Genomic DNA, 24,855 nt, shown 5'->3' with positions numbered 1-24,855 from the left:
GGAGCATGTCGGATTCCTCGTTGAACACGGTCGCCGACGATTCGTCGGACCCACGCTCGACCGCCGGCCTCGCGGCCGGGCGGAGCACCACCGCGGCCGCGCTCGACGCCGCCGATCCGCTGGCGCACGTGCGCGAGCGGTTCCTGCTGCCGGACGGCGTGATCTACCTCGACGGCAACTCGCTCGGCGCACTGCCCGCCGGCGTACCCGAGGCGCTGCGGGACGCGGTGCACCGGCAGTGGGGCACGGACCTGATCCGTTCCTGGAACGCCAACGACTGGTGGGGCGCGCCCGCGCGGATCGGCGACCGGATCGGCGCGCTGATCGGCGCCGCGCCCGGCCGGGTGGTGTGCGGCGACTCGACGTCGATACAGATCTTCAACGCGATCGCGGGCGCGTTGCGGCTGCGCCCGGGACGCGGCGTGGTGCTGGCCGACCCGGACAGCTTCCCGACCGACCTCTACCTGGCCGACTCGATCGCCGGGCTGCTCGGTGCCGAGGTGCGCCGGGTGCCGGTCGGCGAGGCGGCCGAGGTGCTGCGCGCGGACGGCGACTCGATCGCGGTGATCGCGTACAACCACGTCGACTACCGCAGCGGCGAACTGCGCGATCTGCCCGGCCTGACCGCCGCCGCGCACGCCGCCGGCGCGTTGGCCCTGTGGGACCTGTGCCACTCCGCGGGCGCCTTCCCGATCGACCTGGACGCGCACGACGTGGACCTCGCGGTGGGCTGCGGCTACAAGTACCTGTCCGGCGGGCCCGGCGCGCCGGCGTTCGTCTACGTCGCCGAGCGGCACATCGCCGCGTTCGAGCCCGCGCTGACCGGCTGGCACGGGCACGCGAACCCGTTCGGCATGGAGGCCGGCTACACCCCGGCGCCCGGCATCGAGCGGGCCCGGATCGGCACGCCCCCGCTGCTGTCCATGCTCGCCCTGGAGGCCGCCCTCGACGCCTACGACGGGGTGTCCATGGCCGAGGTGCGGGCCAAGGGCCTGGCGCTGACCGACCTGTTCATCGCGTGCGTGGGCGACCTGGGCCTGGAGACGCTGACCCCGATCGAGCACGCCCGGCGCGGCAGCCAGGTCGCGGTGCGCCACCCCGAGGCGCACGCGGTGATGGCGGCGCTGATCGACCGGGGGGTGATCGGCGACGTGCGACCGCCGGACGTGCTGCGCTTCGGCTTCAACCCGCTCTACATCGGACACGCCGACGTGGTCGAGGCCGCGCGGGTGCTCGGGGACATCCTGGAGACGGGGGCGTACAAGGAAGCGCGCTACGCCGTTCGGTCGACGGTGACGTGACGCGGGTCACCCCGGGGGGATCACCTCCGACCCGGCGGGGAGCGGGTGGTTAGGCTCGACTCGTGAGTTTGGGTGCGAGGTCACACGGGTCCGGTGGTCGTACGTGTGCGGCCGAATGGCGCAAGCCTTCGAGGGCAGGGATCCGGGCATGCCGCCGCCCCGAGCCGAGCGCGCCGCCCCGTCCCGCCGGGCGGCTGCCGTGACGACGTGGCCGGCGGGCGCACGCACGACCGACGGCGACGCCGATTGGGAGGGTGTGCGCCTGCACGTGGTCAGCGGCAAGGGCGGCACGGGCAAGACCACCGTGGCCGCCGCCCTCGCCCTGGCGCTGGCCACCGGTGGGCGGCGCACGCTGCTGGTCGAGGTCGAGGGACGGCAGGGCATCGCGCAGCTCTTCGACTGTCCGCATCTGCCCTACGAGGACCGCAGGATCGCGGTCGCCCCGGGTGGTGGCGAGGTGTACGCGCTCGCGATCGACCCGGAGGAGGCGTTGCTCGAATACCTCGACATGTTCTACCACCTGGGCCGGGCCGGTAAGGGCCTGAAGAAGCTGGGCGCGATCGACTTCGCCACCACCATCGCGCCGGGTCTGCGCGACGTGTTGCTGACCGGCAAGGCGTGCGAGTCGGCCCGGCGGCGGGTGCAGGGGGCGTTCGCCTACGACGCGGTGGTGATGGACGCGCCGCCGACCGGGCGGATAGCGCGATTCCTCAACGTCAACACCGAGGTGGCCGGGCTGGCCCGGTTCGGTCCGATCCACACCCAGGCCGAGGCGGTGATGGGGGTGATCCGCTCGGCGCAGACCGCGGTGCACCTGGTCACCCTGCTCGAGGAGATGCCGGTCCAGGAGACCGTGGACGGTGTCGCCGAACTGCGCGCGTCGGGCCTGCCCACCGGCGGTGTGGTGATCAATATGGCCCGTCCGCCGCTCCAGGCCGAGGACGAGAGCGACACCGGCCGGCGGCTGACGCCCGAGCTGCTGGAGGCCGGGCTGCTCGCCGGCGGGATCAAGCCCACCCGGCCGCTGGTCGCCGCGCTGCTCGGCGAGGCCGACGAGCACGCGAGCCGGATCGAGTTGGAGAGCACCGGCCGGGCCCTGGTCCGCGGGCTGGATCTGCCGGTCTACGAACTGCCGCTGCTGGCCGACGGGATGGATCTGGGCGGTCTGTACCGCCTCGCCGAAGCGCTGCGCGAGCAGGGGATGGCATGAACAGGCTGGAGATCGACGCGCTGCTCGACGACCCGGGCACCCGCATCCTGGTGTGCTGCGGCTCCGGCGGCGTGGGCAAGACCACCACGGCCGCGGCGCTCGGGCTGCGCGCGGCCGAACGTGGTCGCGACGTGGTGGTGTTGACCATCGACCCGGCGCGCCGACTCGCCCAGTCGATGGGGCTGACCGAGTTGGACAACACGCCCCGCCGGGTCGTCGACGTCGACGAGACCAAGGGCGGCAGCCTGCACGCGATGATGCTCGACATGAAGCGCACGTTCGACGAGATCGTCGAACAACACGCCGATCCCGAGCGCGCGCAGCAGATCCTCGACAACCCCTTCTACCAGTCGTTGTCCGCCGGCTTCGCCGGCACGCAGGAATACATGGCGATGGAGAAGCTGGGCCAGTTGCACGCGACCGGCGAGTGGGACCTGATCGTGGTGGACACCCCGCCGAGTCGTTCCGCCCTCGACTTCCTGGACGCCCCCCAGCGGCTGGGCTCGTTCCTGGACGGCCGGCTGATCCGGATACTGTCCGCCCCCGCCAAGGTCGGCGGACGCGGCGCGCTCAAGTTCCTGTCGGCGGGCATGGGGATGATGACCGGCGCGCTGAGCAAGGTGGTCGGCACCCACCTGCTGACCGACATCCAGACCTTCGTGGCCGCCCTCGACACCACCTTCGGCGGCTTCCGCAAGCGGGCCGACGCGACGTACAAGCTGCTCCAGGCCCGGGGCACCTCGTTCCTGGTGGTCGCCGCGCCGGAGAAGGACGCGCTGCGCGAGGCCGCGTACTTCGTCGACCGGCTCGGCACCGAGCGCATGCCGCTGGCCGGCCTGGTGCTCAACCGGGTGCACGCGACGAGCGCGGGGCGGCTGTCCGCGGAGCGGAGCCTGGCGGCGGCCGAGTCGCTGACCGAGCGGGCCGACGATCTCGACGACCCCGGCGACGGGGAATCGGCCGACGACGCGCCGCGGCCCGCCGATCTGCGGCTGGTCGCGGGACTGCTCACGCTGCACGCCGAGCGGCTGCGGATGATCGATCGCGAGGAGCGCACGCGGACCCGCTTCACGTCGATCCACCCCGAGGTACGGGTGACCGAGGTCCCGGCGCTGCCCGGGGACGTGCACGACCTGGCGGGCCTGCGCGTCATCGGCGAGAGCCTGGGCTCCGGCTGACCTCGCGGCCGGGCCGGGCCCGCCGGCCCGGGCGATCCGGACCGCGGTGACCCACCGCCCGACGTCTCGTCACCACCGCGCCGGGACCCGGGCCTGACTCCCGGCCCCGGCGGGCGGTGACGTTCGCGCGCGATGGCGTTGCGGATGCGGCGGTGTTCGAAGGTGCCGGCCTCGGGTCGTCCACACGTGTTGCGCCACGTGTGCCGACACGTGTTCAGCCGGCGACCCGGAACTCCTCGTCTCCGTGGATGTCGCGCTCGTACTCCTCGCGCGCGGTCTCGAGGAGCCGACGCCACGAGGTGATCATCGGCCGGCGGCGCAGCAGCGCGCGCCGCTCCCGCTCGGTCATGCCGCCCCAGACGCCGAACTCCACCCGGTTGTCCAGCGCGTCGGCCAGGCACTCGGTGCGGACCGGGCATCCGGTGCACACTGCCTTGGCGCGGTTCTGCGCCGCCCCCTGCACGAACAGCTCATCCGGATCGGTACTCCGGCAGGCGGCCTGCGTGCTCCAGTCGGTAACCCAGCTCATGCTGGTGCCGTCCTCTCCCGATTTTCGAGGCTCCCCCAACGGCGGCGCCGGGAATTCCCGATGCCAAGCAGGACGGTACGAAACCCTGGGCACGCGCAACAGCCCCTGCGCGGGCAGTCATCGATGGCCCGGAAGGACTATGCGCAAATATGGACCCACCCGTCCGGGTGAATGCTCTTGCGCTTTGGGTCCGGGCTTCACTCAGAAGAGGGCACGTCGGAGGCACGAGAGACGGCAGCAGGACCCGACATCCGGCCTCTTTCACTCCAAAGAGTGAAATGCGTGATGACACGAATCCCCCGGCTGCTCCGCCAGCTTAGGCGAAGTACCTTCGCCGCGTAGGGTGTTTCGGCACGTAGGCTGTCGCCCATGGCCCGAACTTCCTCCGGCTCGGCCCGCCCGAAACGCGGTTCGTACCGTCCACGATCCCCGCTGGGCTTCGTGGGACGGTTCGCCGCGTTCGTGGGCGCGAGCATCCTCGCCGGCGCCCTGGTCGCGGGAGTCGCGCTGCCGTTCGTGGGCGGCCTCGGCCTGTCCGCGAAGGCGGCGTCGGAAAACTTCGACGACCTGCCCGGCGATCTGGATCAGCCGTTCCTCTCGCAGCCGTCGTACATCCTCGACTCCGAGGGCAACCAGCTCGCGATGGTCTACGACCGGTATCGCATCCTGGTGAACTTCGACCAGATCTCGCCGATCATGCGTCAGGCGATCGTGGCGATCGAGGACTCGCGTTACTACGAGCACGGTCCGATCGACCTCAAGGGCACCCTGCGTGCCCTGATGCGCAACCAGCAGTCGGGTGGCACGGGATCCAAGCAGGGCGGATCCAGTCTCACCCAGCAGTACGTGAAGAACATCTTCGTGGAGGAGGCCGGCAACGACCCGGCCAAGGTGGCCAAGGCCCAGGCCCAGGAGGTCTCCCGCAAGATCAAGGAGCTGAAGTACGCGATCGGCCTGGAGCAACGGCTGTCGAAGGACGAGATCCTCAACCGGTATCTCAACATCACCTTCTTCGGCCGCCAGGCGTACGGCGTCGAGGCCGCGTCGCAGCGCTACTTCAGCAAGCACGCCGCCGACCTGACCCTGACCGAGGCGGCCACCCTGGCCGGCGTGGTGCAGGCGCCGTCGGCGTACGACCCGATCGGCTATCCGAACGCCGCGCGGGACCGGCGCAACATCGTGTTGCAGCGCATGGCCGAGGTGAAGGTCATCACCCAGGCCGAGGCCGACACCGCCAAGGCGACCGAACTCAACCTGAAGACCCAGCCGCTGCCCAACGGCTGCATCACCGCCGACCAGATCGACGGTGCCGCGTTCTTCTGCGACTACGTCGAACGGGTGGTCAAGAACGACCCGGCGTTCGGTGCGAACAAGGGCGAACGCGACAAGATGTGGCGCGAGGGCGGCCTGCGGATCACCACCACGTTGGACCGAAAGGCCCAGAAGGCGGCCTACACCGCCGCAACCAAGGGCGTACTCCAAAAGGACCCGGTCGCCGACGCGGTCGTCATGGTCGAACCGGGCACCGGGAAGATCAAGGCGATGGCGCAGAGTCGGCCGTACGGGTTCGGCGACTACGAGACCACGCTCAACTACTCGGTCGACCACTCCATGGGCGGCTCGACGTACGGCTTCCAGACCGGGTCGACGTTCAAGCCGATCACCGCCGCGGCGGCGCTGGAGAACGGGATGAAGGTCGACCAGGAATACTCCACCGGCTACGACATCGACATGCGGAAGGAGAAGTTCCGCACCTGCGGCGAGCCGGCCCGCGACGCCAAGTACCAACCGCAGAACGAGAGCCGCAGCGAGACCGGCACCTGGAACATGCAGACCGCGCTGGAGAAGTCGATCAACACCTACTTCGTCCTGTTGTCCAAGGACGTGGGGCTGTGTCCGATCGCGACGCTGGCCGATCAGATGGGTGTGCACCAGGGCAACGGCGAGGCACTGAAGCAGGTGCCCAGCATGACGCTCGGCGCCAACACCATCGCGCCGATGAACATGGCGGCGGCGTACGCGGCGTTCGCCAGCCGCGGGGTCTACTGCACGCCGATCGCGGTCACCGAGGTGGCCAAGCTCGACGGCACCAAGTTGTCCGTCCCCCAGGCGGGCTGCAAGCAGGTGATGAAGCAGTCCACTGCGGACACCATCAACACCCTGCTCAAGGGTGTGGTCGAGGACGGCACCGGCACCCAGGCCGGCCTCAAGGACCGCGACAACGCGGGCAAGACCGGCACCACCAACGAGCGCAAGGCGGCCTGGTTCGTCGGCTACACGCCGAACCTGTCCACCGCGGTGTGGATCGGTGGCGCCAAGAACGATGTCGAGATGGTCGACATCAAGATCGCCGGGACCACGTACGAGAAGGTCTACGGCGGACAGGTCCCCGGACCGATCTGGAAGAGCGCGATGTCGGGCGCGCTCAAGGGTGTGGACGCGCCGGACTTCGCCGCCCCGCCCCCGGGCGCGATCCCGCCGAAGCCCGATCCCAACAAGAAGCCGGACGACGGCAAGCCCAACCCGCGCGACCAGAACCGGCCGCCGGGCGGCGGGAACACCCGGCCGCCGTGGACGCCGTGGACTCCGCCGGTGACGCTGCCGACCTCGCCGACCACCGGCGGGGGCGGTGCCACCAAGCCTCCGGAGACGCAGCGGCCGCCGGGGCACACTCGGCCGCCGAGCACGGGCGATGTCGGGGGTGGGGACTTCGGGGGGTTCTGAGCGGGGGTGATCGCGGCAGTCGTCCGTGATCGCTCGTGGAAATGTCGATGGTGGTGCTCCCGATGTGTTCGGGGGCACCACCATCGGCGTGTGGAGCGGGGTCGGGCGGGTGTGCCGGGGGCGGCCGCGCGGCGACCGGCCTGGTGGGGTCGGCCCTGTCGGGTCGGCTCCGTGGGGTCGGCTCCGTGGGGTCGGCCCTGTGGGGTCGGCCCTGTGGGGTCGGCCCTGTGGGGTCAGCCGGCCAGCTGGCTCTTGATCTCGGCGGCGATCCGGCCGCCCTCCGCCCGGTCGCCGACCTTGGGGCGGACCACCTTCATGACCTGACCCATCGCCTGCGGGCCGGCGGCGCCGCTCTGCGCGATGGCGTCGGCGACGATCGCGCGGAGGTCGTCGTCCGACAGCTGCGCCGGCAGGTAGGCCGCCAGGACCTCGCCCTCGGCACGCTCGCGGGCGGCGGACTCGGTACGGCCGCCGTTCGCGAAGGCCTCGGCGGCCTCGCGGCGCTTCTTGGCCTCGCGCACGATGACCTTCAGCACCTCGTCGTCGGACAGCTCGCGGGCGGTCTTGCCCGCGACCTCCTCGTTGGTGATCGCGGTCAGGGTGAGGCGCAGCGTCGAGGAGACCAGTTCGTCACGGGACCGGATGGCCGCGGTCAGGTCGCTCTGCAAACGGCTCTTGAGGGTGCTCATGGGGTCAAGTGTCGCAGCCGTGGCCGGTGTGGCCGTACCGAATTACCGCGCCCGGAGTGCGTCCCGACCACTCTCACCCGGGCCCGGCCCGCCGTCCCACGACGTCGGGTGCGCCGCCGAGACTGCCGAGCAAGGGCCGGCTCTGCCAGCATGGAGGGATGCGACCGCGTTCAGCCTTCCCCCTAGCCGTAGCCGCCACCGGGGCCGCCTGCCTCACCTACGCGGCGGCCTACGAGGCCCGTTCGTTCCGTCTGCGCCGGGTCGAGGTGCCCGTGTTGCCGCGCGGCGCCCGGCCGGTACGGATCCTGCAGGTGTCCGACATCCACATGGTGTCCGGGCAGCGCCGCAAGCAGGAGTGGCTGCGCCGGCTCGACGCGCTGCACCCCGACATGGTGCTGAACACCGGCGACAACCTGTCCGACCCGGAGGCGGTGCCGGAGACGCTGGACGCGCTGGGCCCGCTGCTCGGTCGGCCCGGGGCGTACGTGTTCGGGTCCAACGACTACTACGGCCCGCGCCCCAAGGACCCCACGGGCTACCTGCGTCGCGACGACGGCACCCGGCGGCTCGGCCGCGAGAACCCGTGGACCGACCTGCGCGACGGCTTCGACGCGGCGGGCTGGGCGAACCTCAACAACGCGCGCGGCCGGCTCAAGGTGGACGGCCTGGACATCGAATTGGTCGGCCTGGACGACCCGCACATCGACCGGGACCGCTACGAGCAGGTGGCCGGCGGCCCCGACGGGAGCGCCGACATCTCGCTGGCCGTGGTGCACGCGCCGTACCTGCGCGCCCTCGACGCCTTCACCGCCGAGGGCTACCCGCTGGTGATCGCCGGCCACACCCACGGCGGCCAGGTCTGCGTCCCCTTCTACGGCGCCCTGACCACCAACTGCGACCTCGACCGCAAACGCGCCAAGGGCCTCTCGAAGCACCTCTCCGCCGACCGCGAGGCGTACCTCCACGTCTCGGCCGGCTGCGGCACCTCCCGCTACGCCCGCTTCCGCTTCGCCTGCCCCCCGGAGGCCACCCTCCTCACCCTGACCCCCCGTCAGTCCACCGCCGGCACCCCCTCCGCGCCCCCGCGCTAAACCGGATTTCGCCTCAGCCCCCCGACCCGCTAAGCTGAACGCGCAACATCGGGGTGTGGCGCAGCTTGGTAGCGCGCTTCGTTCGGGACGAAGAGGCCGTGGGTTCAAATCCCGCCACCCCGACTTCGTAGTAGCAGGTCAGGGCCGGTTTTCCTTCAAGGAGACCGGCCCTGACGGCGTTTCAGGGGGCGTTGGGTGTCGCCTGGGTGTGATCTTGAACGGTCGGTCACACTTCGGCGGCACTCTCCTGCAAAAGTCGGTCGAGGACCGGCACCGGCCGCCGACCCAGGCTGCGCTCAAGTGGCTCGTGGACCATCTGTGGCCCCACTGGGCACCTGCCAAGCGGCTGCGCAGGTCCGCGACAAGGTCGGATCCCAGCGCCGACCGGTGACATCGAACGTATGGCGAAGCGGACGGGTCTCAGTGGCCGACCGCCCCCAATCCACGACTCGGCGGGCCCGGCATGCGTGTGGCCCGAGGAGGGACGTACGTATAGACCACCATGCGGCGAACAACCCGACCTCCTCAGGAGTCCTCGGGTGGTGCGGCGTTTCCCGGGCCCAGCGCCGTGGCCGTGTCATGGCCCTCCCATCCGGATGGTGTTCGCCACAGGAGGTGGACACCGAAGGCGCCCTTGATGGTGTCGGCGGCCCAGTCCTGGGCGGGGGGTTCGGAGAGGACCAGGTAGAGGCGGTCGGCCCTGCGCGGCAGCGAGTAGTCGATCTCCAGGAGCCGCGTGGCGCCGGCTCGAAGGTCGGCGTACGCGCAAAGCCCGGCGCCGAGGACCTCGTACACGAAGTGTCCGTCGCCACCGACCCGACTGACATCGACCGTGGGCGAATCGGATGGCTTCAGTCCCGCCCACAGCAGAGCCGCCTTCAACTCGTGGCGCACTGCCTCGTGCGTATTGCAGTTGCGGTCGGAATCGGACGCGGCTGCCAGTCCAAAAGGGTGGTGTTCACCGGCGCCTGCCGAGGGTGAGGGATGTGCTGATCATGGTCGGTTTCGACGCCCTTCGGTGCGATCTCGGCTTGTGGTTCGGCTGTCGGTGTCCCCGCGTCGGGTGACATACCGTCTCGGGTCTCGTCGGCGCCGCGCTCACGCAAGGTGATGTCGAGCCTGCCGTTCCCGGCCTCGTCGTACAGGTCGGTGATCTCGTCCGCGTCGACGACCGACGCCGCGGGCCTCCGCCCGGTAGAGCCGCGGTCGACGTCCGAGCCGTGCACGGATCCGGTGGGCGGGAATCAAACGGCCCGTGTCGATGGTTTGGTCGATTGGTCCGCTCCGCCGGGGTCGGTGCGCGCAGCCACTGTCATCTTGAGAACGAGGTAGTACAGCGATGCCGTCAGCCCGTGCGAAGGAGCGTCCTGATCTCGTCACCGAGTCGGTGCCGAGTGAGCGGGCCGAGCGGGCGCCCGGGGCCGTGCTGACGTTGGTCGCGCTGTTCCTGGTGGCGATCAATCTGCGTGGGGCGATCACGAATGTGCCGCCGCTGCTTACCTCGATTCGGGAGGATCTCGGGCTGTCGGGGGCCGCGGCCGGGGTGTTGACGGCTATTCCGGTCGTGTCGATGGGGGTGTTCGCGCCGCTCGCGCATCGGGGGGCGGCTCGGTACGGGTACGAGCGGACCGTGGCGGCGTCGGTGGTTGTGCTGCTGCTGGGGGTGCTGATCCGACTGGGCGGGGCCTCCGTCGTACTGCTCTTTCTGGGCACGCTGGTCGCCGGCGGCGGGATCGCGGTTCTGGGTGCGGCGCTGCCGGGTGTGGTCAAGACGCACTTCGCCGAGCACGCGGGGGCGGTTACCGGGTTGTACAGCGCGGCGGTCGGAGTCGGCGCGGCGGGTGCGAGCGCGCTCGCGGTACCGCTGTCCGACGGCTTCGGGTCCTGGCAGCTCTCACTCGGCGTAGTCGCCGTCCCCGCTGTGCTGGGGCTGTTCGCCTGGCTTCCGGTGATCCGACGCACGAAGCCGGTACGGATCGACCCGAGCCGCACCGGCACCGACGAGACCGCGGCCCGGCCCACCAGGCCCGCAGCCGCCCTCGGCACCGCAGCGCCCGACCGCTCCCCTTGGCGACGCCCCGTGGCCTGGATCCTCGCCGTCTTCCTGGTCATGCAGACCACCGCCTACTACGGCGTGGTCGGTTGGGTACCCGCCGCCTACGAGGAGCAGGGCTGGAGTGCCGAGCGCGCGGGGCTGCTGCTGTCCGTGTTCGGCCTCACCGGAATCGTCTCCGGCCTGGTGATCCCGGTGCTCGCGGACCGCTTCACCGACCCCCGGCCGCTGTTCGCGGTCACCGTCGCGGGAGCCGTGGCCGGCATGGGCCTGCTCGCATTCGCGCCGAATCTGGCACCGTGGCCCACCATCGCGCTGCTCGGCCTGACGCTCGGCGGCGCGTTCCCGTTGATGCTGGTGATGCTCGTCCGCTTCGCGCCCAACCCGGCGGCGGCCGGCCGGCTGTCCGCGATGACGTTCCTGATCGGCTACCCGATCGCCGCCGCGCTTCAGATCGTGTTCGGCACCATTCACGATCTGACCGGCGACTACACCGCGGTGTTCGCGGTGCTGTTCGCGATGACGCTGGTGGAACTCGCGGTCTCGCTCGGGTTGGATCCCAAGCATGCCCGACACCCCTGACCGTTCGTCACCAGCCGTCCCCCTGTCACTGTCCGCCCTCCCGCCCCGCTTTCGGGACGTGCCGTACGTCTACGCCCGACACCCGCAGACCGTCGCCGACGGTGACCTGAGCGCCGGCGCCAATTGCCAGCTGTACGCGTACGCCTTCCTCGCCCACCACGGCCTGCGCGTCCCGCCGCTGCGCTCGTCCGAGTTGTGGGCCGACGACACCGCGACCGTGCGGGTCACCGAACCCGCGCCGCTGGACCTGCTCCTGTTCGACGCCGGCCCGCGCCCGGGTCGGGATCCCGGCTACGCCGCGCACGTTGGGGTGTATCTGGGCCCGGATCGGGTGCTGCACCTGTGTCGGGAGGTCGGAAGGCCGGCCATCTGGTCGTACACCGAGTTTGCCGCACGCCCCGAATACGCACGTCTGTTCGGAGTCAAACGGTGCCTGTCGGTGACGGAACACAACCGGGCCCGCTCGTAGTTGAATTGCCACATGCCCGCTCCCGAGAACACCGCCGCCGACACCGTCGAGACCACACCGTCCATCGCCGAGCCCGCGCCGACCGTCCCCGCCTGGGAACGTCGCTACCGGGCGGCTCGGATCAGCCTGCCGCGCTGGGCCGACCACGCGCCCGCGAAGTCCGTCTTCGTCTCCAACGCCTCCGGCACCTTCGAGGTGTACGCGTGGGACCGCGTCACCGGCGAACAGCGCCGGGTGACCGACCGGCCCAACGGCACCGCGTCGGCCCGGATCAGCCCCGACGGGCGCTGGATCTGGTGGTTCGCGGACACCGACGGCGACGAGTTCGGGATCTGGATGCGCCAGCCGTTCGACGGCGGTGCGGACGAGCCGGCCGTGCCCGGCCTGGCGCCGTCCTACCCGGGCGGGCTCGGGCTCGCCATGGACGGCACCGTGGTGGTCGGCCGGATGAGCGACGACGAGGGCTCCTCGATCCACGTCGTACGCCCCGGCGCCGAGCCGGTGACCGTATACCGGCACGCCGAGTCGGCCTGGTTGTCGGGGCTGTCCGAGGACGGCACGCACCTGGTCGTCGCCCACAACGAGCACGGCGACGCGATGCGCTCGTCGCTGCGCGTGTTGCGTCTGGACGGCACGCCGGTGGCCGACCTGCACGACGGCCCCGAGGGGGGCCGGCCGGACTTCGACCTGTCCTCGATGGGCTTCTCCCCCGTCGCCGGCGACCAGCGCCTGCTGGTCGTGCACCAGCGGCGCGGCCGGGACGAGGTGCTGCTGTGGGAGCCGCTGACCGGTACCGAGACCGAACTCGACCTCGGGCTGCCCGGCGACCTGTCCGCCGACTGGTATCCCGACGGCCGCGCGCTGCTGGTCGACCACGAGCAACACGGGCGTTCCGAGTTGTACCGCTACGACCTCGAAAGCGGCGAACTCGCCCGGATCGACACCCCGCCCGGCACCATCGGCGGCTCCGGCGCGCGGCCCGACGGCAGCGTCGAGTACCACTGGTCCAGCGGCTCGACCCCCGCCGAACTGCGCTCGACCGCGGGCGGCGCGCTGCTCACCCCGCCCGGCGAACGCCCGCCCGGGTCGGTCCCGGTCACCGACGCGTGGGTCGAGGGCCCCGGCGGCCGTGTGCACGCGCTGGTGTCCAAGCCGGTGGGCGAGGGTCCGTTCCCGACCGTGTTCAACATCCACGGCGGGCCCACCGCGCACGACGGCGACCACTTCGCCGCCGACGTCGCGGCCTGGGTCGACCACGGCTTCGCGGTGGTCCGGGTCAACTACCGGGGCTCGACCGGCTACGGCAAGGACTGGACCGACGCGCTGCGGGTGCGGATCGGCCTGATCGAGCTGGAGGACATCGGCGCGGTCCGCGCGTGGGCCGTCGAGTCGGGCCTGGCCGACCCGGAGCGGATCGTGCTCTCCGGCGGTTCGTGGGGCGGCTACCTGACCCTGCTCGGCCTGGGTGTGCAGCCCGAGGCGTGGGCCCTGGGCCTGGCCGCGGTGCCGGTCGCGGACTATGTCACCGCCTACCACGACGAGATGGACGTGCTGAAGGCGATGGACCGCACGCTGCTCGGCGGCTCGCCCGAGGAGGTCCCGGAGCGCTGGGCCGCCTCCTCGCCGCTGACCTACGTCGAGCAGGTCCGGGTGCCGGTGTACATCAGCGCCGGCGAGAACGACCCGCGCTGCCCGATCAAGCAGATCGAGAACTACGTCGAGCGGCTGGCCCAGTTGGGCAAGCCGCACGAGGTATACCGCTACGACGCGGGCCACGGCTCGCTGGTCGTCGAGGAGCGAATCCGGCAGATGCGCCAGGAGTTCGCCTTCGTCGACGGGGTCATCGGCCTGCCGGTGCGCAACCCCGCGTAGGTCGCCGCGAGCGGGCCGAACCGGTCGGCCCGCTCGCGCGGTCTTCCGGTCGGGCCGGGCGGGGCCGGCGACCGACGTGCCGGGTCGCTCGGCTCCGTGCGGCGCACCCGCCCACCTGGTCTGTCACCCGGCGCGGGCCCGGCGCCCGGTGAAGCACCGGACCCCGAGGGCCCGGCTGCTCGGCGTGCACCGGGACACCCGCTCGCCGGGGCTCCGCGGCTGCTCCGGCGACTCCGCTCGCCCACCCCCGGTCGCTCGGGCTCGCTCGTCCCGCCCCACCCCGATCGCCCGGCCTCGGCTCGCGCCGCGCCCGGACCTCAGGTCTCGACGCCCAGCTCCGCGAGCAGCTTCGCCTCCTGCTCCTCCGCGCGCTCGTCCGCCTCCCGGCGCACCACGCGCCACCACACGAACACCGCGGCACCGGCGAACACGAACCACTGCGCGGTGTATCCGAGGTTCTGCCACGCCCGCCCCGAGATGCCGCCGCCCCCGGACGCCTTGGCCCGCGGCATCGGCACCAGCGCGGCCGAGTCGGCGGCCGGGGTCTGCGCGGTCAGCGCGACGAAGCCGTCGGTGAGCGGATAGGGCAGCACGTTGACCAGTTCTGGCGTGCTGATCATGGACAGCTGACCCGGCTTCAGGTCGGTGGCCCGATCCACGTCGGAGGTGTGCTCGGCCTCCGACCACTCCAGTCGACCGGTGACGGTGACCGTGCCGGCGGGCGGGGCGGGCACGGTCGCGCCCTCGACCCAGCCCCGGTTGACCACCACCGCGGGCGCGCCGGCCACAAGCAGCGGGGTGACCACGTACGACCCGGTCCGCCCGTCGTGGCGCCGCCCCGGCACCACCAGTTGGTGCGCCGGGTCATAGCTCCCGGTCACCGTGACCGAGCGGCCGCGGTCGCCGCCCTCGACCCGGCCCCCCGGGGGCAGCAGTTCGGCGAGCGGCACCGCGGGCGCCACCGACACCTTCTCGCCGCCGTCCCCGCTCCGCTTGTGTTCGCCGTAGCGGTGGAACTGCCACAATCCCAGCGCCGCGCACACCGGGACCGCGACGAGCACGATCACATGGAAGACCAGCCAGCGCGGCTGGAGCAGGAACCGGTACACCCCCCAACGGTAACCGTCCGCCGACGGGGGCCGATCCCGGGTGTCACCCCACGCGCGCGTACTCCCCGGTCCGGTAGATGTCGGTGCGGTACACGGTGCCGCCACACGTCGGCGTGAGGGTCACCTTGGCCACGTTGAAGTCGTCGGCGGCGAGCGCGTAGCCGAGCGCGGGCACCGGCGCCTTGGGCGCGTCGGCGGCACACGTGCCGTCCGCGCCCGGGGGTTGCGGCTTCCACGCGAACTGGAACTCGTACGCCTGCCCCGGTCGCAGCGTGATGCCCTGGGCGGACGAGGACGGCACCGGCAGCGCGGTCGCGGCGTCGGGGCTCGGCGCCTGGACCACCGTCACCTGCACTATCGGATTGCCGGGCGGGGAGACCACGACGACCACGCCGGGGCCGGTCACCACGCAGTCCTTGGCCGCGTTGCTGCGCACCTGGAGCACGCCGTACGCGAGCCCGTCGGCGCGGACCGGGCCCAGGCGCGCGTCCTCCCCGGACATGTCGACGGTCCGACACGCGGGCGGCGGCTTGACCGGCGGCGCCGTCTCGCTCGGCGACACGCTCGAGGACGGCGGCACGCTCTGTCCCGTGCCGGTGCCCGCGGTCTGCCCGCCGGTGGGCGCGGTCGAGGAACCGGACCCGCTGGTGGGACTGCTGCCCCGGGAGGCGGGACGGGTCTGCCCGGCGCCCGGCAGGCCCGCGCTGACCCCGTCGCTAGGCCCCGGCAGCGGCTCGGTCGCGTTGACCACCGACGAGGACGGGTGGACGCCGCCGACATTCGACCTGGAGTCTTCGCCACCGGTCACCGCGGTGCGCAGGACGGGCGTACCGACCAGGATCGCCGCGGCCAGCCCGGCGGCGCCGAGCGTGGCCATCCGACGCTGTCTGCGGCGGGCGGGCACGGCGGCGCGCAGCCGGTCGAGGGCGTCCGGCGCGGGCTGCACGTCGGACACGGCCTGGTGCAGCCGTCGGCGTACCTCTGCCGCGAGGTCGTCGGGGTCGGGACCGAGGGTCCCCGGGTCGTTCTTCACGGCGTCTCCATCCGGGCCCGGAGGGCTTCCAGTCCGCGTGAGGCGTACGCCTTCACCGAGCCGACCGACAGCCCGAGCAGATCGGCCACCTGAGCCTCTGTCAGATCAGCGTAATAGCGCAGCACGATCACTTCCCGCTGCCGCCGTTGCAATTCGCGCAACGCCCTTACCAGCACGTCGCGTTCCAGTACGTGTCGCGAACCGTCCTCGGTACTCGTCGAGTCCGGCTCCGGTTTGGAGAGTAGCCGCATGCCCATGATCCGCCGCCGCAGCGTCGACCGGGACAGGTTCACCACGGTCTGCCGCAGGTAGGCCAGCGTCTTGTCGGCCTCGCGCAACCGGTGTCGGGCGGTGTGCACCCGGACGAACGACTCCTGCACCACGTCCTCACACGAATCGGTGTCGTCGAGCAACAGGGAAGCCAAGCGCAACAACGAACCATAGTGCGCGCGGTAGGTCTCGGTGAGGACGTCGATGGAGACGCCCGCGTCAGAGGACACGGAAGCTCCCGAAACGTCCGGTTCCAGCGCGCCGACCACGGGCATGCGAACCGGGCGCAGCACCGATTCCGCCCTCACGACCATTTCTGCCACGACTGTTGGACACCCGACCCCCCGGGAAGGTTGTATACGCCTGCGATCCGGGGACGGTCGTCGGCTTCAGCCACACGTCCGCCCACCGTAGTGGGCCGGATGAGATGCAGTCAGCTACTCGGGGCGGGGAAGGTCCGCGACGGGACGGTCCGTTGCGGAAAGATTCGTGACGGAAACGTCCGCTACGGAGTGGTTCGTGGCGGAAAGGCGCGTGGCGGCAAGACGCTTGGCGGCAAGACGCTCGGCGCGACCGCAATCGCGGCCGGCGGCCCGCACGCACGGCAGCCGGCGTCCCCACCCGGGGGGCGCCGGCTGCCGCGTCGGTTCGCGGACAGGCCCTAGTCGCGCTCGGTCAGCTCGGCGGCGACGACCTCGGCGATCTGGGCGGTGTTCAGCGCCGCGCCCTTGCGCAGGTTGTCCCCGCACATGAACATGTCCAGCGCGAACGGGTCGTCGATCGAACGACGCACCCGGCCGACCCAGGTCGGGTCGGTGCCGACCACGTCGGCCGGCGTCGGGAACTCGCCGTTCTCCGGGTCGTCGCACAGCACGACGCCGGGGGCGCCGTCCAGGATCTCGTGCGCCCGGGCCACCGACACCTCGTTCTCGAACACGGCGTGCACCGCGAGCGAGTGCGTGGTGATCACCGGGACGCGCACGCAGGTCGTGTGCACCTTCAGGTCGGGCAGCCCCAGGATCTTGCGCGACTCGTTGCGGACCTTCAGCTCCTCGGACGACCAGCCGTCGTCCTTGAGCGAGCCGGCCCACGGCACCACGTTGAGCGCGAGCGGCGCCGGGAACGGGCCGAAGTCGCCCACCGCGCGGCGCACATCGCCGGGCTGCGTGCCCAGCGTACGGCTGTCCGCGACCTTGCCGATCTGCTCACGCAGCGCGTCGACACCGGGCTGACCGGCGCCGGACGCGGCCTGGTACGAGGCGACCACCAGCTCCTTGAGGCCCAGTTCGGCGTGCAGCGCGCCCAGTGCGACGACCATGGTCAGCGTCGTGCAGTTCGGGTTGGAGATGATGCCGCGCGGCCGTACGCGCGCCGCGGCGGCGTTGACCTCGGGCACCACGAGCGGGACCTCGGGGTCCATCCGGAACGCACCGGAGTTGTCCACCGCGACCGCGCCCTTGCTCGCGGCGATCGGCGCCCAGTGCGCGGAGACCTCGTCGGGCACGTCGAACATCGCGACGTCGACGCCGTCGAAGCACTCCTCGCTCAGCGCGATCACCTCGACCTCCTCGCCGCGCACGACGAGCTTCTTGCCCGCGCTGCGCGCCGACGCGATCAGGCGGATCTCCCCCCACACGTCCTGGCGGGTGGAGAGCAGTTCGAGCATCACCGTGCCGACCGCGCCGGTGGCGCCGACGACGGCCAGGGTGGGCTTGTCCTTGCGGGTCATCGGCCGGTACCTCCGTAGACGACGGCTTCGCCGGACTGGTCGTCCAGGCCGAACGCGGTGTGCACGGCCTGCACGGCGGCCGGAACGCCGTCGGCACGGCAGACCACCGAGATCCGGATCTCGGAGGTCGAGATCAGCTCGATGTTCACCCCCGCGCCGGTGAGCGATTCGAAGAACTTGGCGGTCACGCCCGGGTGCGAGCGCATACCGGCGCCGACCAGCGAGATCTTGCCGATCTGGTCGTCGTAGCGCAGCGACTCGAAGCCGATCTCGGCCTGGGCCTTGGTCAGCGCGGTCATCGCGTTCTGCCCGTCGGACATCGGCAGCGTGAAGGAGATGTCGGTGCGGCCGGTGGAGGCCGCGGAGACGTTCTGCACGATCATGTCGATGTTGATCTCGTTGTCCGCCACCAGGCGGAAGATCTTGGCCGCCTCGCCCGGCTTGTCCGGGACCCCGACCACCGTGATCTTCGCTTCGCTGGTGTCGTGGGCGACCCCGGAGATGATCGCGTGCTCCATGTCGTCCCCTTCGGGTTCATCCGTCACCCAAGTGCCGACGAGTCCCGAGAAGGACGACCGCACGTGCACGGGCATGTCGTAGCGGCGGGCGTATTCCACACACCGCAGGTGCAGCACCTTGGATCCGCTCGCGGCCAGCTCCAGCATCTCCTGGTAGCTGATCCGGGAGATCTTCCGGGCCTTCTTCACCACGCGGGGGTCGGCGGTGAAGATGCCGTCCACGTCCGTGTAGATCTCGCAGACCTCGGCGTCGAGCGCGGCGGCCAGCGCGACGGCGGTGGTGTCCGAGCCGCCGCGGCCGAGTGTGGTGATGTCCTTGGTGTCCTGGGACACGCCCTGGAATCCGGCCACGATCGCGATCGCGCCCTCGTCGAGCGCGGAGCGGATCCGACCCGGCGTCACATCGATGATGCGCGCTTTGTTGTGGACCGCGTCGGTGATCACACCGGCTTGGCTGCCGGTGAACGACCGTGCGTCGACGCCCAGGTTTTTGATCGCCATCGCCAGCAGCGCCATCGACATCCGCTCACCCGCGGTGAGCAGCATGTCGAGCTCGCGCCCGGAAGGGATGGGGCTCACCTGCTGCGCCAGATCGATCAGCTCGTCCGTCGTGTCGCCCATCGCGGACACCACCACGACCACTTCGTGGCCCTGCTTCTTGGTGTCGACGATTCGCTTGGCCACGCGCTTGATGCCCTCGGCATCGGCGACGGAGGAGCCGCCGTACTTCTGCACGACAAGGCCCACGTGCGCTCCTCGCTTGATATCTGTGCGGTCGGCACAGTCTAACTAGGCCGCACAGTGGTCAAAGCTTTATTCACATTGTGAGACGTACGTATCACTAAGCGGGCAGTCGGAACCGAACGCCCATGTCGGGACGCCGGATGCGGCGACACCCGCCGTACACCGGGCCCGGGGTGGGACTCCCCCCGTGCGCGGGTGTGTTGCGGCTGTGCGCGTGTGCGCGTGTTCAGGTGTGCGGGCCGCCGAGGACCACGGCCTCGTCGAGTTGTTCGGCGAGTTCGTCGACCAATTCGTCGGCCAGCGCCTGTCCGGCCGGGTCCAGACTCTCCATGATCGGATCGTCCAGCCGCGCGTGCGAGACCACCGACTGCAGCGCGCGCAGCACGGCGCTCGCGGTGGCGCCCCAGTTGGACAGGTACGAGAACTGCCACCACCACAGCGCTTCCCGATTGCGCCCGGCCCGGTGATGGGCCAGCCCGTGCGCGAGGTCGGCGACCACGTCGGCGACGTCGTCGGACAGACGCGCGGCGACCGGCTTGGACTTGGGCACGTACGGGTCGAAGACCTCGTAGTAGACGTCGATCGGCTCCAGCAGCCGGGACAACGCCGAGCGCAGCGCGTCGACGTCGGGGTCCGGGCCCGAGTCGGGTTCGAATCGGTCGTCGGGCACCACGTCGGCGATCGCGCCGAGCCGGCCGCCCGCGAGCATCAGCTGCGAGACCTCCAGGAGCAGCATCGACACCGCCTGCTCCGGCTCCTCGCCCTTGGCCACCTCTGCGACGGCCAGGACGAAGCTGTCGATCTGGTCGGCGATCTCACTGGTGAATTCGTTCAGGTCGTCAGACATCGAGCAGTCGTCTCCCCTCGAAGGCACGCCCGAGCGTGACCTCGTCGGCGTACTCCAGGTCGCCCCCCACCGGCAGCCCGCTGGCCAACCGGGTCACCCGCAGACCCATCGGCTTGCACAGGCGAGCCAGATACGTCGCGGTCGCCTCTCCTTCCAGGTTCGGGTCGGTGGCCAGGATCAACTCGGTCACCGTGCCGTCCGCGAGCCGGGTCATCAGCTCACGGATCCGCAGGTCGTCGGGGCCCACACCCTCGATCGGGCTGATCGCGCCGCCGAGCACGTGGTAGCGGCCCCGGAACTCGCGGGTCTTCTCGATCGCCACGACATCCTTGGACTCCTCGACCACGCAGATCACCGCGGCGTCGCGTCGCGGATCGCGGCAGATTCGGCACTGCTCCGATTCCGCCACGTTGCCGCATGTGACGCAGAACCGCACCTTGTCCTTGACCTCGGTGAGCGCGTGCACGAGGCGCCGGACGTCGGCCGGGTCGGCCGCCAGGAGGTGGAAGGCGATGCGTTGCGCGCTCTTCGGCCCTACACCGGGCAGTCGGCCCAGCTCGTCGATGAGGTCCTGTACGACGCCTTCGTACACCTACCGTCTCCCTGCTCGCTCTGGTTGTGGGTGGGTCCGTTGTCGACGGGTTCTTGTCGGTGGGTTCTCGGTCGGTGGTTCTTGATCGGTGGGTTCTTGATCGGTGGGGGTTCTTGATCGGTGGGTTCGGCTTACGGTCGGGCGGATCCGGCTCACATGCCGGGCAGGCCCAGCGGGCCGCCGGCACCCATGCCCTGGGCGAGCGGGCCCATCAGCTGGGACTGCATCTCCAGGGCGGCACGGTTCGCGTCGCGCACCGCGGCGACGATCAGGTCGCCGAGGGTCTCCGTGTCCTCAGGATCCACCGCTGACGGCGAGATCTCCAGAGCCAGCAGCTCGCCGGCCCCGGATACGGTCGCGGTCACCAGGCCGCCACCGGCGCTCCCGGTCACCTGGGTACGGGCGAGTTCGTCCTGCGCCGCCATCAGGTCCTGCTGCATCTTCTGCGCCTGCTGCAGCAACTGCTGCATGTCGGGCTGGCCACCACCGGGAAACACCTGGACACCCTTCGTCGCTCGCACGCGGCCTCGCACCGCCTCGGGCGGCCCGCTTCAGCGTGCCCGTCCTGCGGTCGAGCCTACGGCTCCGGGCGGGGCCGACGCGCGGCGACGGCACGGTTCGCCGGGTCAGGTGGTCGGCGACTCGTCGATGATGGTCGCGCCCAGCTCACGGGCGAGCAGTTCGTGGGTGGACTGGCCGCCGTCGTCGGCGAGGTCCTCGTCGTCGTAGCGGCCGAAGTCCTCGGGGATGTCGAAGTCCGGCTCGGGGGGCGGCGGGGGCGGGGCCTGCTGGGGCTGCGGGCGCGTGGGCGGTGCCTGGGGCGGCGGGGCTGCCGCGGGGGGACGGGGCGGGGGCGCGGCCTGGGTCGGGGCCTGCGGCGGGGCGGGGGTGGCCGCGGGGGCCGGCGGCGGGGTGCCGGGCCAGGCGCCGGGCGGGGGGGCGGCCGGGGCGGCGGGCTGCCGGTCGGCCTGGGGCATCGGGGCCGGGGCCGGGGTCGGTGCGGGGGCCGGGCGGTGGGTGGGGGCGGCGGCGCCCTCGCCGGCGACGACGCAGTCGATCCGCCAGTCGAGGCCGAACGCGTCCAGGACGGACTGGCGCACGATCTCGTCGCGTCCGCTGCTGCGGAAGCCCTCGCGGGTGCCGGCCTGTTCGAACGCGAGGGTGAGCGTGGTGCCGTCGAATCCGGCGACGGTGACGGTCTGGAGCATCATCCAGGCGACCCGGTTGCGGGCTCGGACGGCGTCGAGGATCTGCGGCCACATCTCGTGGACGCGGGTCAGGTCGCCGGCGGGGGCGGGGGGCGCCTGGGGCGTGGGCTGTTGGGCCTGGGGTTGCCGGGGCTGCGGTTGCTGGGGCTGCTGGGGAGCCTGCGGGTGGCCCTGGGCGGGGGGCAGGCCGGAGCCGGCGGCGCGGGCCTGGGGCCAAGCGCCGGGTTGTTGGGGCTGCTGGGGCTGAGGTTGTGGGGGCTGCGGCTGGGGCTGTTGTACGGCGGGCGGCGGGGCCTGGTACGGGGCCGGGGCGGCGGCCTGCTGTCGGGCGGCGGGCGCGGGCGGCGGCGCGTCGGCGCGCGGGGGCTCCGAGCCGGCGGGCGCGGCGGGGAGGCCGCCGACGGAGACCCGGCGCTCGAGGCGTTCCAGGCGCGTCTGCAGACCCTGCTCACCGGAGTCCACGGCGGGCAGCAGGACGCGGGCGCAGATCAGCTCCAACTGCAGCCGCGGCGCGGTGGCGCCGCGCATCTCGGTGAGGCCGGTGTTGACGATGTCCGCGGCCCGGGTGAGCCCGGCCCGACCGAACTCGGCGGCGTGCCGGACCATCCGCGCCAACTGATCGGCAGGTACGTCGATCAGGCCCTTGTCGGCCGCGTCGGGCACCGCGGCCAGAATCACCAGGTCGCGCAGCCGCTCCAGCAGGTCGGCCACGAACCGGCGCGGGTCGTAGCCCCCCTCGATCACCCGGTCGACCAACTCGAACGCGGCCCCGCCGTCCTGCGCGACGAACGCCTCGACCACGTCGTCCAGCAACGACCGGTCGGTGAATCCGAGCAGGGAGGTGGCCATCGCATAGGTGACCCCGTCGTCGGCGGCCCCCGCGAGCAACTGGTCCATCACCGACATCGAGTCCCGAACCGACCCGGCCCCCGCCCGCACGACCAGCGGCAGCACGGCCGGCTCGACCTTGATCCCCTCGGCCTCGCACACCGACGCCAGGTGATCGCGCAGCACGCCGGGCGGCACCAGCCGGAACGGATAGTGGTGCGTCCTGGACCGGATGGTCCCGATGACCTTCTCCGGCTCGGTGGTGGCGAAAATGAACTTCAGGTGCTCCGGCGGCTCCTCGACCACCTTGAGCAGCGCGTTGAAGCCCGCCGACGTGACCATGTGCGCCTCGTCGATGATGTAGATCTTGTAGCGCGAACTCACCGGCGAGAAGTGCGCCTTCTCGCGCAGGTCGCGCGCGTCGTCCACACCACCGTGCGACGCCGCGTCGATCTCGATCACGTCGATGCTGCCGGGCCCGCCGAGCCCGAGATCCCGACACGACCGACACTCGCCACAGGGCGTCGGCGTGGGCCCCTGCTCACAGTTGAGACACCGGGCGAGAATGCGCGCACTGGTGGTCTTGCCACACCCTCGCGGCCCACTGAAGAGGTAGGCGTGATTGACGCGATTGTTGCGCAGGGCCTGCATCAGGGGTTCCGTCACGTGCTCCTGCCCGATGACCTCTGCGTAGGTCTCGGGTCGATAGCGACGGTAGAGGGCGAGCGACACGCCCCCGACGATAGCCGGGCCGAACGACAGACGCGGAACACCGAACCACCCCCGCGGCCACCCGTGCCCGAACCGGGACCCGAGTCGGGTACTGTAGGCCCCGGACCCCCCGTGCGGCGGTATCCTCCTGAACCTCCCCAGGGCCGGAAGGCAGCAAGGATAGGGAGGCTCTGCCGGGTGCACGGGGGGTTCACTGCATCCCGGACCCGCACTCGAATAGGGGTGCGCGAGCACCCACGGACCTCCTGTAAGCTTCCGCACGGAGGATTCGCCTAGTGGCCTAGGGCGCACGCTTGGAAAGCGTGTTGGGTTCACCCCCTCACGAGTTCGAATCTCGTATCCTCCGCCAGCCTGAACAGGCAAAACGTTGCCCCCGGTCGCCATGCGGCCGGGGGCGACGTCGTTGTCGGTCTCAGTTTCGGTCTCGGTTGCAGCGCATGTGCCCCTCGCTCCCGTTCCCGGCCTTCGCACGCCGCGTCGGTGTCGGGCGTACCGGCGGCGCCGCGGGTTGCGGCGTTATGCCGCGTGTAGGAGCCGGGCGAGCCAGTCGGTGCGGGTGCGGCGGGCCGTGGCCGAGATGTGCGCCTGCGGGTACAGGGCGTCGAAGCCGTGGAAACCGCCTGCCCAGACGTGGAGCTCGGCCTGTCCGCCGGCCGCCCAGATCCGGGTGGCGTAGTCGGTGTCCTCGTCGCGGAAGACTTCGGCGGAGCCGGTGTCGATGTAGGTGGTCGGCAGGTTCGAGAGATCGTCGGCCAGCGAGGGTGAGACGTACGCGGGCACGTCGTCATCGGTGAGGTCGCCGAGAACGCAGCGCCAGCCGAAGTCGTTCATCTCGCGGGTCCAGACGCCGGGGCCGCCGGAGTACTGGAGGCTGGAGGTGCTGGTGTTGCGGTGGTCGAGCATGGGGCAGTTCAGTATCTGCGCGGCGATCGCCGGAGTGCCGAGGTCGCGGGCCAGCAGGGTGACACCGGCCGCCAGGCCGCCGCCCGCGCTGGCTCCCGCGACGATGATCCGGGCGGGATCGACGCCCAGTTCCTCGGCGTGTTCGGCGACCCAGAGCAGTCCCTGGTAGCAGTCGTCGACGGGGACGGTGCCGGTGGCCTCGGGCGCCAGCCGGTAGTCCACGGACACCACGACCGCGCCGAACTCGTCGAGCCACTCCAGGGGGATGTCGATCTGCGAGAAACGGTCGCCCATCACCATGCCGCCGCCGTGGATCCAGTACACGCAGGGCGCGGCGGTGGTGCGGTCGGCGCTCCCGGGGGTGAAGACCGACAGGGGTATCGCGGTGCCGTCCTTGGCGGGCACGGTGACCTCGCGCCGGTCGACCCGCCGGTCGGCGAGCAGGGACTCGACCGGCGTCGAGGGGTACTGCCGCAGTTGTGCGAGCAATTCCGGGTCGAGCTCGGACATCAGCGGCATGTCGGAGAGGAGGACGCGAAGTTCGGGGTCCAGGGCGGGGCGCGCTGTGGTCATGGTCGTCGGCCTTTCGCGGGGTGGTGCGGGGGCGTTCGGGCGGGATTCCGGGTGGAGCGAGGGCCGCCTCG

The 24,855-nt window shown here is 71.4% G+C and carries 22 protein-coding genes, 2 tRNA genes and 1 other RNA gene; 11 read left to right on the top strand and 14 right to left on the bottom strand.

Annotated features, from left to right (window positions below; genetic code table 11):
• The first annotated feature begins 5 nt into the window (after positions 1-5).
• The 3 genes from kynU to bagB all read left to right on the top strand — a co-directional run bounded on the left by kynU (position 6) and on the right by bagB (position 3,689).
• On the top strand, positions 6-1,301 hold the full coding sequence (gene kynU / locus EMA17_RS23975; protein ID WP_126639178.1) for a kynureninase: 1,296 nt from the start codon (positions 6-8) through the stop codon (positions 1,299-1,301).
• 148 nt (positions 1,302-1,449) lie between these two features.
• Positions 1,450-2,511, top strand: a complete 1,062-nt coding sequence (bagA, locus tag EMA17_RS23970; RefSeq protein ID WP_246126856.1) for an ATPase BagA — start codon at positions 1,450-1,452, stop codon at positions 2,509-2,511.
• The gene (bagB, locus tag EMA17_RS23965; protein ID WP_126639177.1) at positions 2,508-3,689 is read left to right on the top strand and encodes an ATPase BagB; all 1,182 of its coding nucleotides are present in this window, start codon (positions 2,508-2,510) and stop codon (positions 3,687-3,689) included. Before bagA ends, bagB begins: the two co-directional genes overlap by 4 nt.
• 214 nt (positions 3,690-3,903) lie before the next feature.
• On the opposite strand, the gene EMA17_RS23960 is transcribed toward bagB, so the two are convergent.
• Positions 3,904-4,218, bottom strand: a complete 315-nt coding sequence (locus tag EMA17_RS23960) for a WhiB family transcriptional regulator (protein ID WP_020554910.1) — start codon at positions 4,216-4,218, stop codon at positions 3,904-3,906.
• A 369-nt stretch (positions 4,219-4,587) separates the two neighbouring features.
• Between EMA17_RS23960 and EMA17_RS23955 the strand changes: the two genes are divergently transcribed.
• On the top strand, positions 4,588-6,942 hold the full coding sequence (locus EMA17_RS23955) for a transglycosylase domain-containing protein (protein ID WP_246126855.1): 2,355 nt from the start codon (positions 4,588-4,590) through the stop codon (positions 6,940-6,942).
• A 233-nt stretch (positions 6,943-7,175) separates the two neighbouring features.
• Here the strand turns inward: EMA17_RS23955 and EMA17_RS23950 are convergent, their stop codons facing one another.
• Positions 7,176-7,631, bottom strand: a complete 456-nt coding sequence (locus EMA17_RS23950; RefSeq protein ID WP_126639176.1) for a GatB/YqeY domain-containing protein — start codon at positions 7,629-7,631, stop codon at positions 7,176-7,178.
• A 158-nt stretch (positions 7,632-7,789) separates the two neighbouring features.
• Here EMA17_RS23950 and EMA17_RS23945 point away from each other — a divergent pair, with 158 nt between their 5' ends.
• Positions 7,790-8,722, top strand: coding sequence for a metallophosphoesterase (locus tag EMA17_RS23945; protein WP_126639175.1), 933 nt, complete (start codon positions 7,790-7,792; stop codon positions 8,720-8,722).
• Between the two features lie 49 nt (positions 8,723-8,771).
• Positions 8,772-8,845 (top strand) — tRNA-Pro (locus EMA17_RS23940).
• A 402-nt stretch (positions 8,846-9,247) separates the two neighbouring features.
• Here the strand turns inward: EMA17_RS23940 and EMA17_RS23935 are convergent.
• Positions 9,248-9,616, bottom strand: a complete 369-nt coding sequence (locus EMA17_RS23935; RefSeq protein ID WP_126639174.1) for a hypothetical protein — start codon at positions 9,614-9,616, stop codon at positions 9,248-9,250.
• A complete protein-coding gene (locus EMA17_RS23930; protein ID WP_126639173.1) occupies positions 9,601-9,948 on the bottom strand; it encodes a hypothetical protein in 348 nt (115 codons plus the stop codon). The genes EMA17_RS23935 and EMA17_RS23930 overlap by 16 nt, the downstream gene beginning before the upstream one ends.
• Positions 9,949-10,061: 113 nt before the next feature.
• Between EMA17_RS23930 and EMA17_RS23925 the strand changes: the two genes are divergently transcribed.
• From EMA17_RS23925 to EMA17_RS23915, 3 genes are read left to right on the top strand one after another with little or no spacing between them, the layout of a single operon-like run.
• Positions 10,062-11,357: an MFS transporter gene (locus EMA17_RS23925; RefSeq protein ID WP_126639172.1), complete on the top strand. Its 1,296-nt coding sequence runs from the start codon at positions 10,062-10,064 to the stop codon at positions 11,355-11,357.
• The gene (locus tag EMA17_RS23920; protein ID WP_126639171.1) at positions 11,341-11,826 is read left to right on the top strand and encodes an NlpC/P60 family protein; all 486 of its coding nucleotides are present in this window, start codon (positions 11,341-11,343) and stop codon (positions 11,824-11,826) included. The genes EMA17_RS23925 and EMA17_RS23920 overlap by 17 nt, the downstream gene beginning before the upstream one ends.
• A gap of 12 nt (positions 11,827-11,838) precedes the next feature.
• A complete protein-coding gene (locus tag EMA17_RS23915; protein WP_126639170.1) occupies positions 11,839-13,698 on the top strand; it encodes a S9 family peptidase in 1,860 nt (619 codons plus the stop codon).
• 317 nt (positions 13,699-14,015) lie between these two features.
• Here EMA17_RS23915 and EMA17_RS23910 read toward each other — a convergent pair whose 3' ends face one another.
• From EMA17_RS23910 to EMA17_RS23870, 9 genes are all read right to left on the bottom strand, one after another.
• Positions 14,016-14,807 (bottom strand): SURF1 family protein, encoded by a 792-nt coding sequence (locus EMA17_RS23910; protein ID WP_126639169.1) that lies wholly within the window; start codon positions 14,805-14,807, stop codon positions 14,016-14,018.
• Between the two features lie 43 nt (positions 14,808-14,850).
• Complete coding sequence (locus EMA17_RS23905) at positions 14,851-15,840, bottom strand: hypothetical protein (protein ID WP_126639168.1); 990 nt, start codon at positions 15,838-15,840, stop codon at positions 14,851-14,853.
• On the bottom strand, positions 15,837-16,424 hold the full coding sequence (locus EMA17_RS23900) for a SigE family RNA polymerase sigma factor (RefSeq protein ID WP_126639167.1): 588 nt from the start codon (positions 16,422-16,424) through the stop codon (positions 15,837-15,839). Before EMA17_RS23900 ends, EMA17_RS23905 begins: the two co-directional genes overlap by 4 nt.
• A gap of 347 nt (positions 16,425-16,771) precedes the next feature.
• Positions 16,772-17,839, bottom strand: a complete 1,068-nt coding sequence (locus EMA17_RS23895) for an aspartate-semialdehyde dehydrogenase (RefSeq protein ID WP_126639166.1) — start codon at positions 17,837-17,839, stop codon at positions 16,772-16,774.
• The gene (locus EMA17_RS23890) at positions 17,836-19,104 is read right to left on the bottom strand and encodes an aspartate kinase (RefSeq protein ID WP_126639165.1); all 1,269 of its coding nucleotides are present in this window, start codon (positions 19,102-19,104) and stop codon (positions 17,836-17,838) included. The genes EMA17_RS23895 and EMA17_RS23890 overlap by 4 nt, the downstream gene beginning before the upstream one ends.
• Positions 19,105-19,327: 223 nt before the next feature.
• Positions 19,328-19,948: a DUF5063 domain-containing protein gene (locus EMA17_RS23885; RefSeq protein WP_126639164.1), complete on the bottom strand. Its 621-nt coding sequence runs from the start codon at positions 19,946-19,948 to the stop codon at positions 19,328-19,330.
• A complete protein-coding gene (recR, locus tag EMA17_RS23880; RefSeq protein ID WP_078976478.1) occupies positions 19,941-20,540 on the bottom strand; it encodes a recombination mediator RecR in 600 nt (199 codons plus the stop codon). Before recR ends, EMA17_RS23885 begins: the two co-directional genes overlap by 8 nt.
• A gap of 152 nt (positions 20,541-20,692) precedes the next feature.
• Positions 20,693-21,037: a YbaB/EbfC family nucleoid-associated protein gene (locus EMA17_RS23875; RefSeq protein ID WP_078976477.1), complete on the bottom strand. Its 345-nt coding sequence runs from the start codon at positions 21,035-21,037 to the stop codon at positions 20,693-20,695.
• Positions 21,038-21,166: 129 nt separating this feature from the next.
• Positions 21,167-23,308: a DNA polymerase III subunit gamma and tau gene (locus EMA17_RS23870; RefSeq protein WP_126639163.1), complete on the bottom strand. Its 2,142-nt coding sequence runs from the start codon at positions 23,306-23,308 to the stop codon at positions 21,167-21,169.
• Positions 23,309-23,407: 99 nt separating this feature from the next.
• Here EMA17_RS23870 and ffs point away from each other — a divergent pair.
• Positions 23,408-23,506, top strand: an RNA gene (gene ffs, locus EMA17_RS23865) — signal recognition particle sRNA small type.
• Positions 23,507-23,569: 63 nt separating this feature from the next.
• Positions 23,570-23,657: transfer RNA gene (locus EMA17_RS23860), tRNA-Ser, on the top strand.
• Positions 23,658-23,824: 167 nt separating this feature from the next.
• On the opposite strand, the gene EMA17_RS23855 is transcribed toward EMA17_RS23860, so the two are convergent.
• Positions 23,825-24,784, bottom strand: a complete 960-nt coding sequence (locus EMA17_RS23855; RefSeq protein ID WP_126639162.1) for an alpha/beta hydrolase — start codon at positions 24,782-24,784, stop codon at positions 23,825-23,827.
• Between the last annotated feature and the right edge of the window lie 71 nt (positions 24,785-24,855).

The organism is Embleya hyalina (assembly GCF_003967355.1).
Taxonomy (GTDB): domain Bacteria; phylum Actinomycetota; class Actinomycetes; order Streptomycetales; family Streptomycetaceae; genus Embleya; species Embleya hyalina.
This window is presented reverse-complemented; position numbering and strand designations above follow the sequence as displayed.

Coding starts and splice junctions, on each gene's coding strand:
- kynU (WP_126639178.1), top strand. CDS start 6: ATGTCGGATTCCTCGTTGAACACGGTCGCCGACGATTCGTCGGACCCA.
- bagA (WP_246126856.1), top strand. CDS start 1,450: ATGCCGCCGCCCCGAGCCGAGCGCGCCGCCCCGTCCCGCCGGGCGGCT.
- bagB (WP_126639177.1), top strand. CDS start 2,508: ATGAACAGGCTGGAGATCGACGCGCTGCTCGACGACCCGGGCACCCGC.
- EMA17_RS23960 (WP_020554910.1), bottom strand. CDS start 4,218: ATGAGCTGGGTTACCGACTGGAGCACGCAGGCCGCCTGCCGGAGTACC.
- EMA17_RS23955 (WP_246126855.1), top strand. CDS start 4,588: ATGGCCCGAACTTCCTCCGGCTCGGCCCGCCCGAAACGCGGTTCGTAC.
- EMA17_RS23950 (WP_126639176.1), bottom strand. CDS start 7,631: ATGAGCACCCTCAAGAGCCGTTTGCAGAGCGACCTGACCGCGGCCATC.
- EMA17_RS23945 (WP_126639175.1), top strand. CDS start 7,790: ATGCGACCGCGTTCAGCCTTCCCCCTAGCCGTAGCCGCCACCGGGGCC.
- EMA17_RS23925 (WP_126639172.1), top strand. CDS start 10,062: ATGCCGTCAGCCCGTGCGAAGGAGCGTCCTGATCTCGTCACCGAGTCG.
- EMA17_RS23920 (WP_126639171.1), top strand. CDS start 11,341: ATGCCCGACACCCCTGACCGTTCGTCACCAGCCGTCCCCCTGTCACTG.
- EMA17_RS23915 (WP_126639170.1), top strand. CDS start 11,839: ATGCCCGCTCCCGAGAACACCGCCGCCGACACCGTCGAGACCACACCG.
- EMA17_RS23900 (WP_126639167.1), bottom strand. CDS start 16,424: ATGGTCGTGAGGGCGGAATCGGTGCTGCGCCCGGTTCGCATGCCCGTG.
- EMA17_RS23895 (WP_126639166.1), bottom strand. CDS start 17,839: ATGACCCGCAAGGACAAGCCCACCCTGGCCGTCGTCGGCGCCACCGGC.
- EMA17_RS23885 (WP_126639164.1), bottom strand. CDS start 19,948: ATGTCTGACGACCTGAACGAATTCACCAGTGAGATCGCCGACCAGATC.
- EMA17_RS23855 (WP_126639162.1), bottom strand. CDS start 24,784: ATGACCACAGCGCGCCCCGCCCTGGACCCCGAACTTCGCGTCCTCCTC.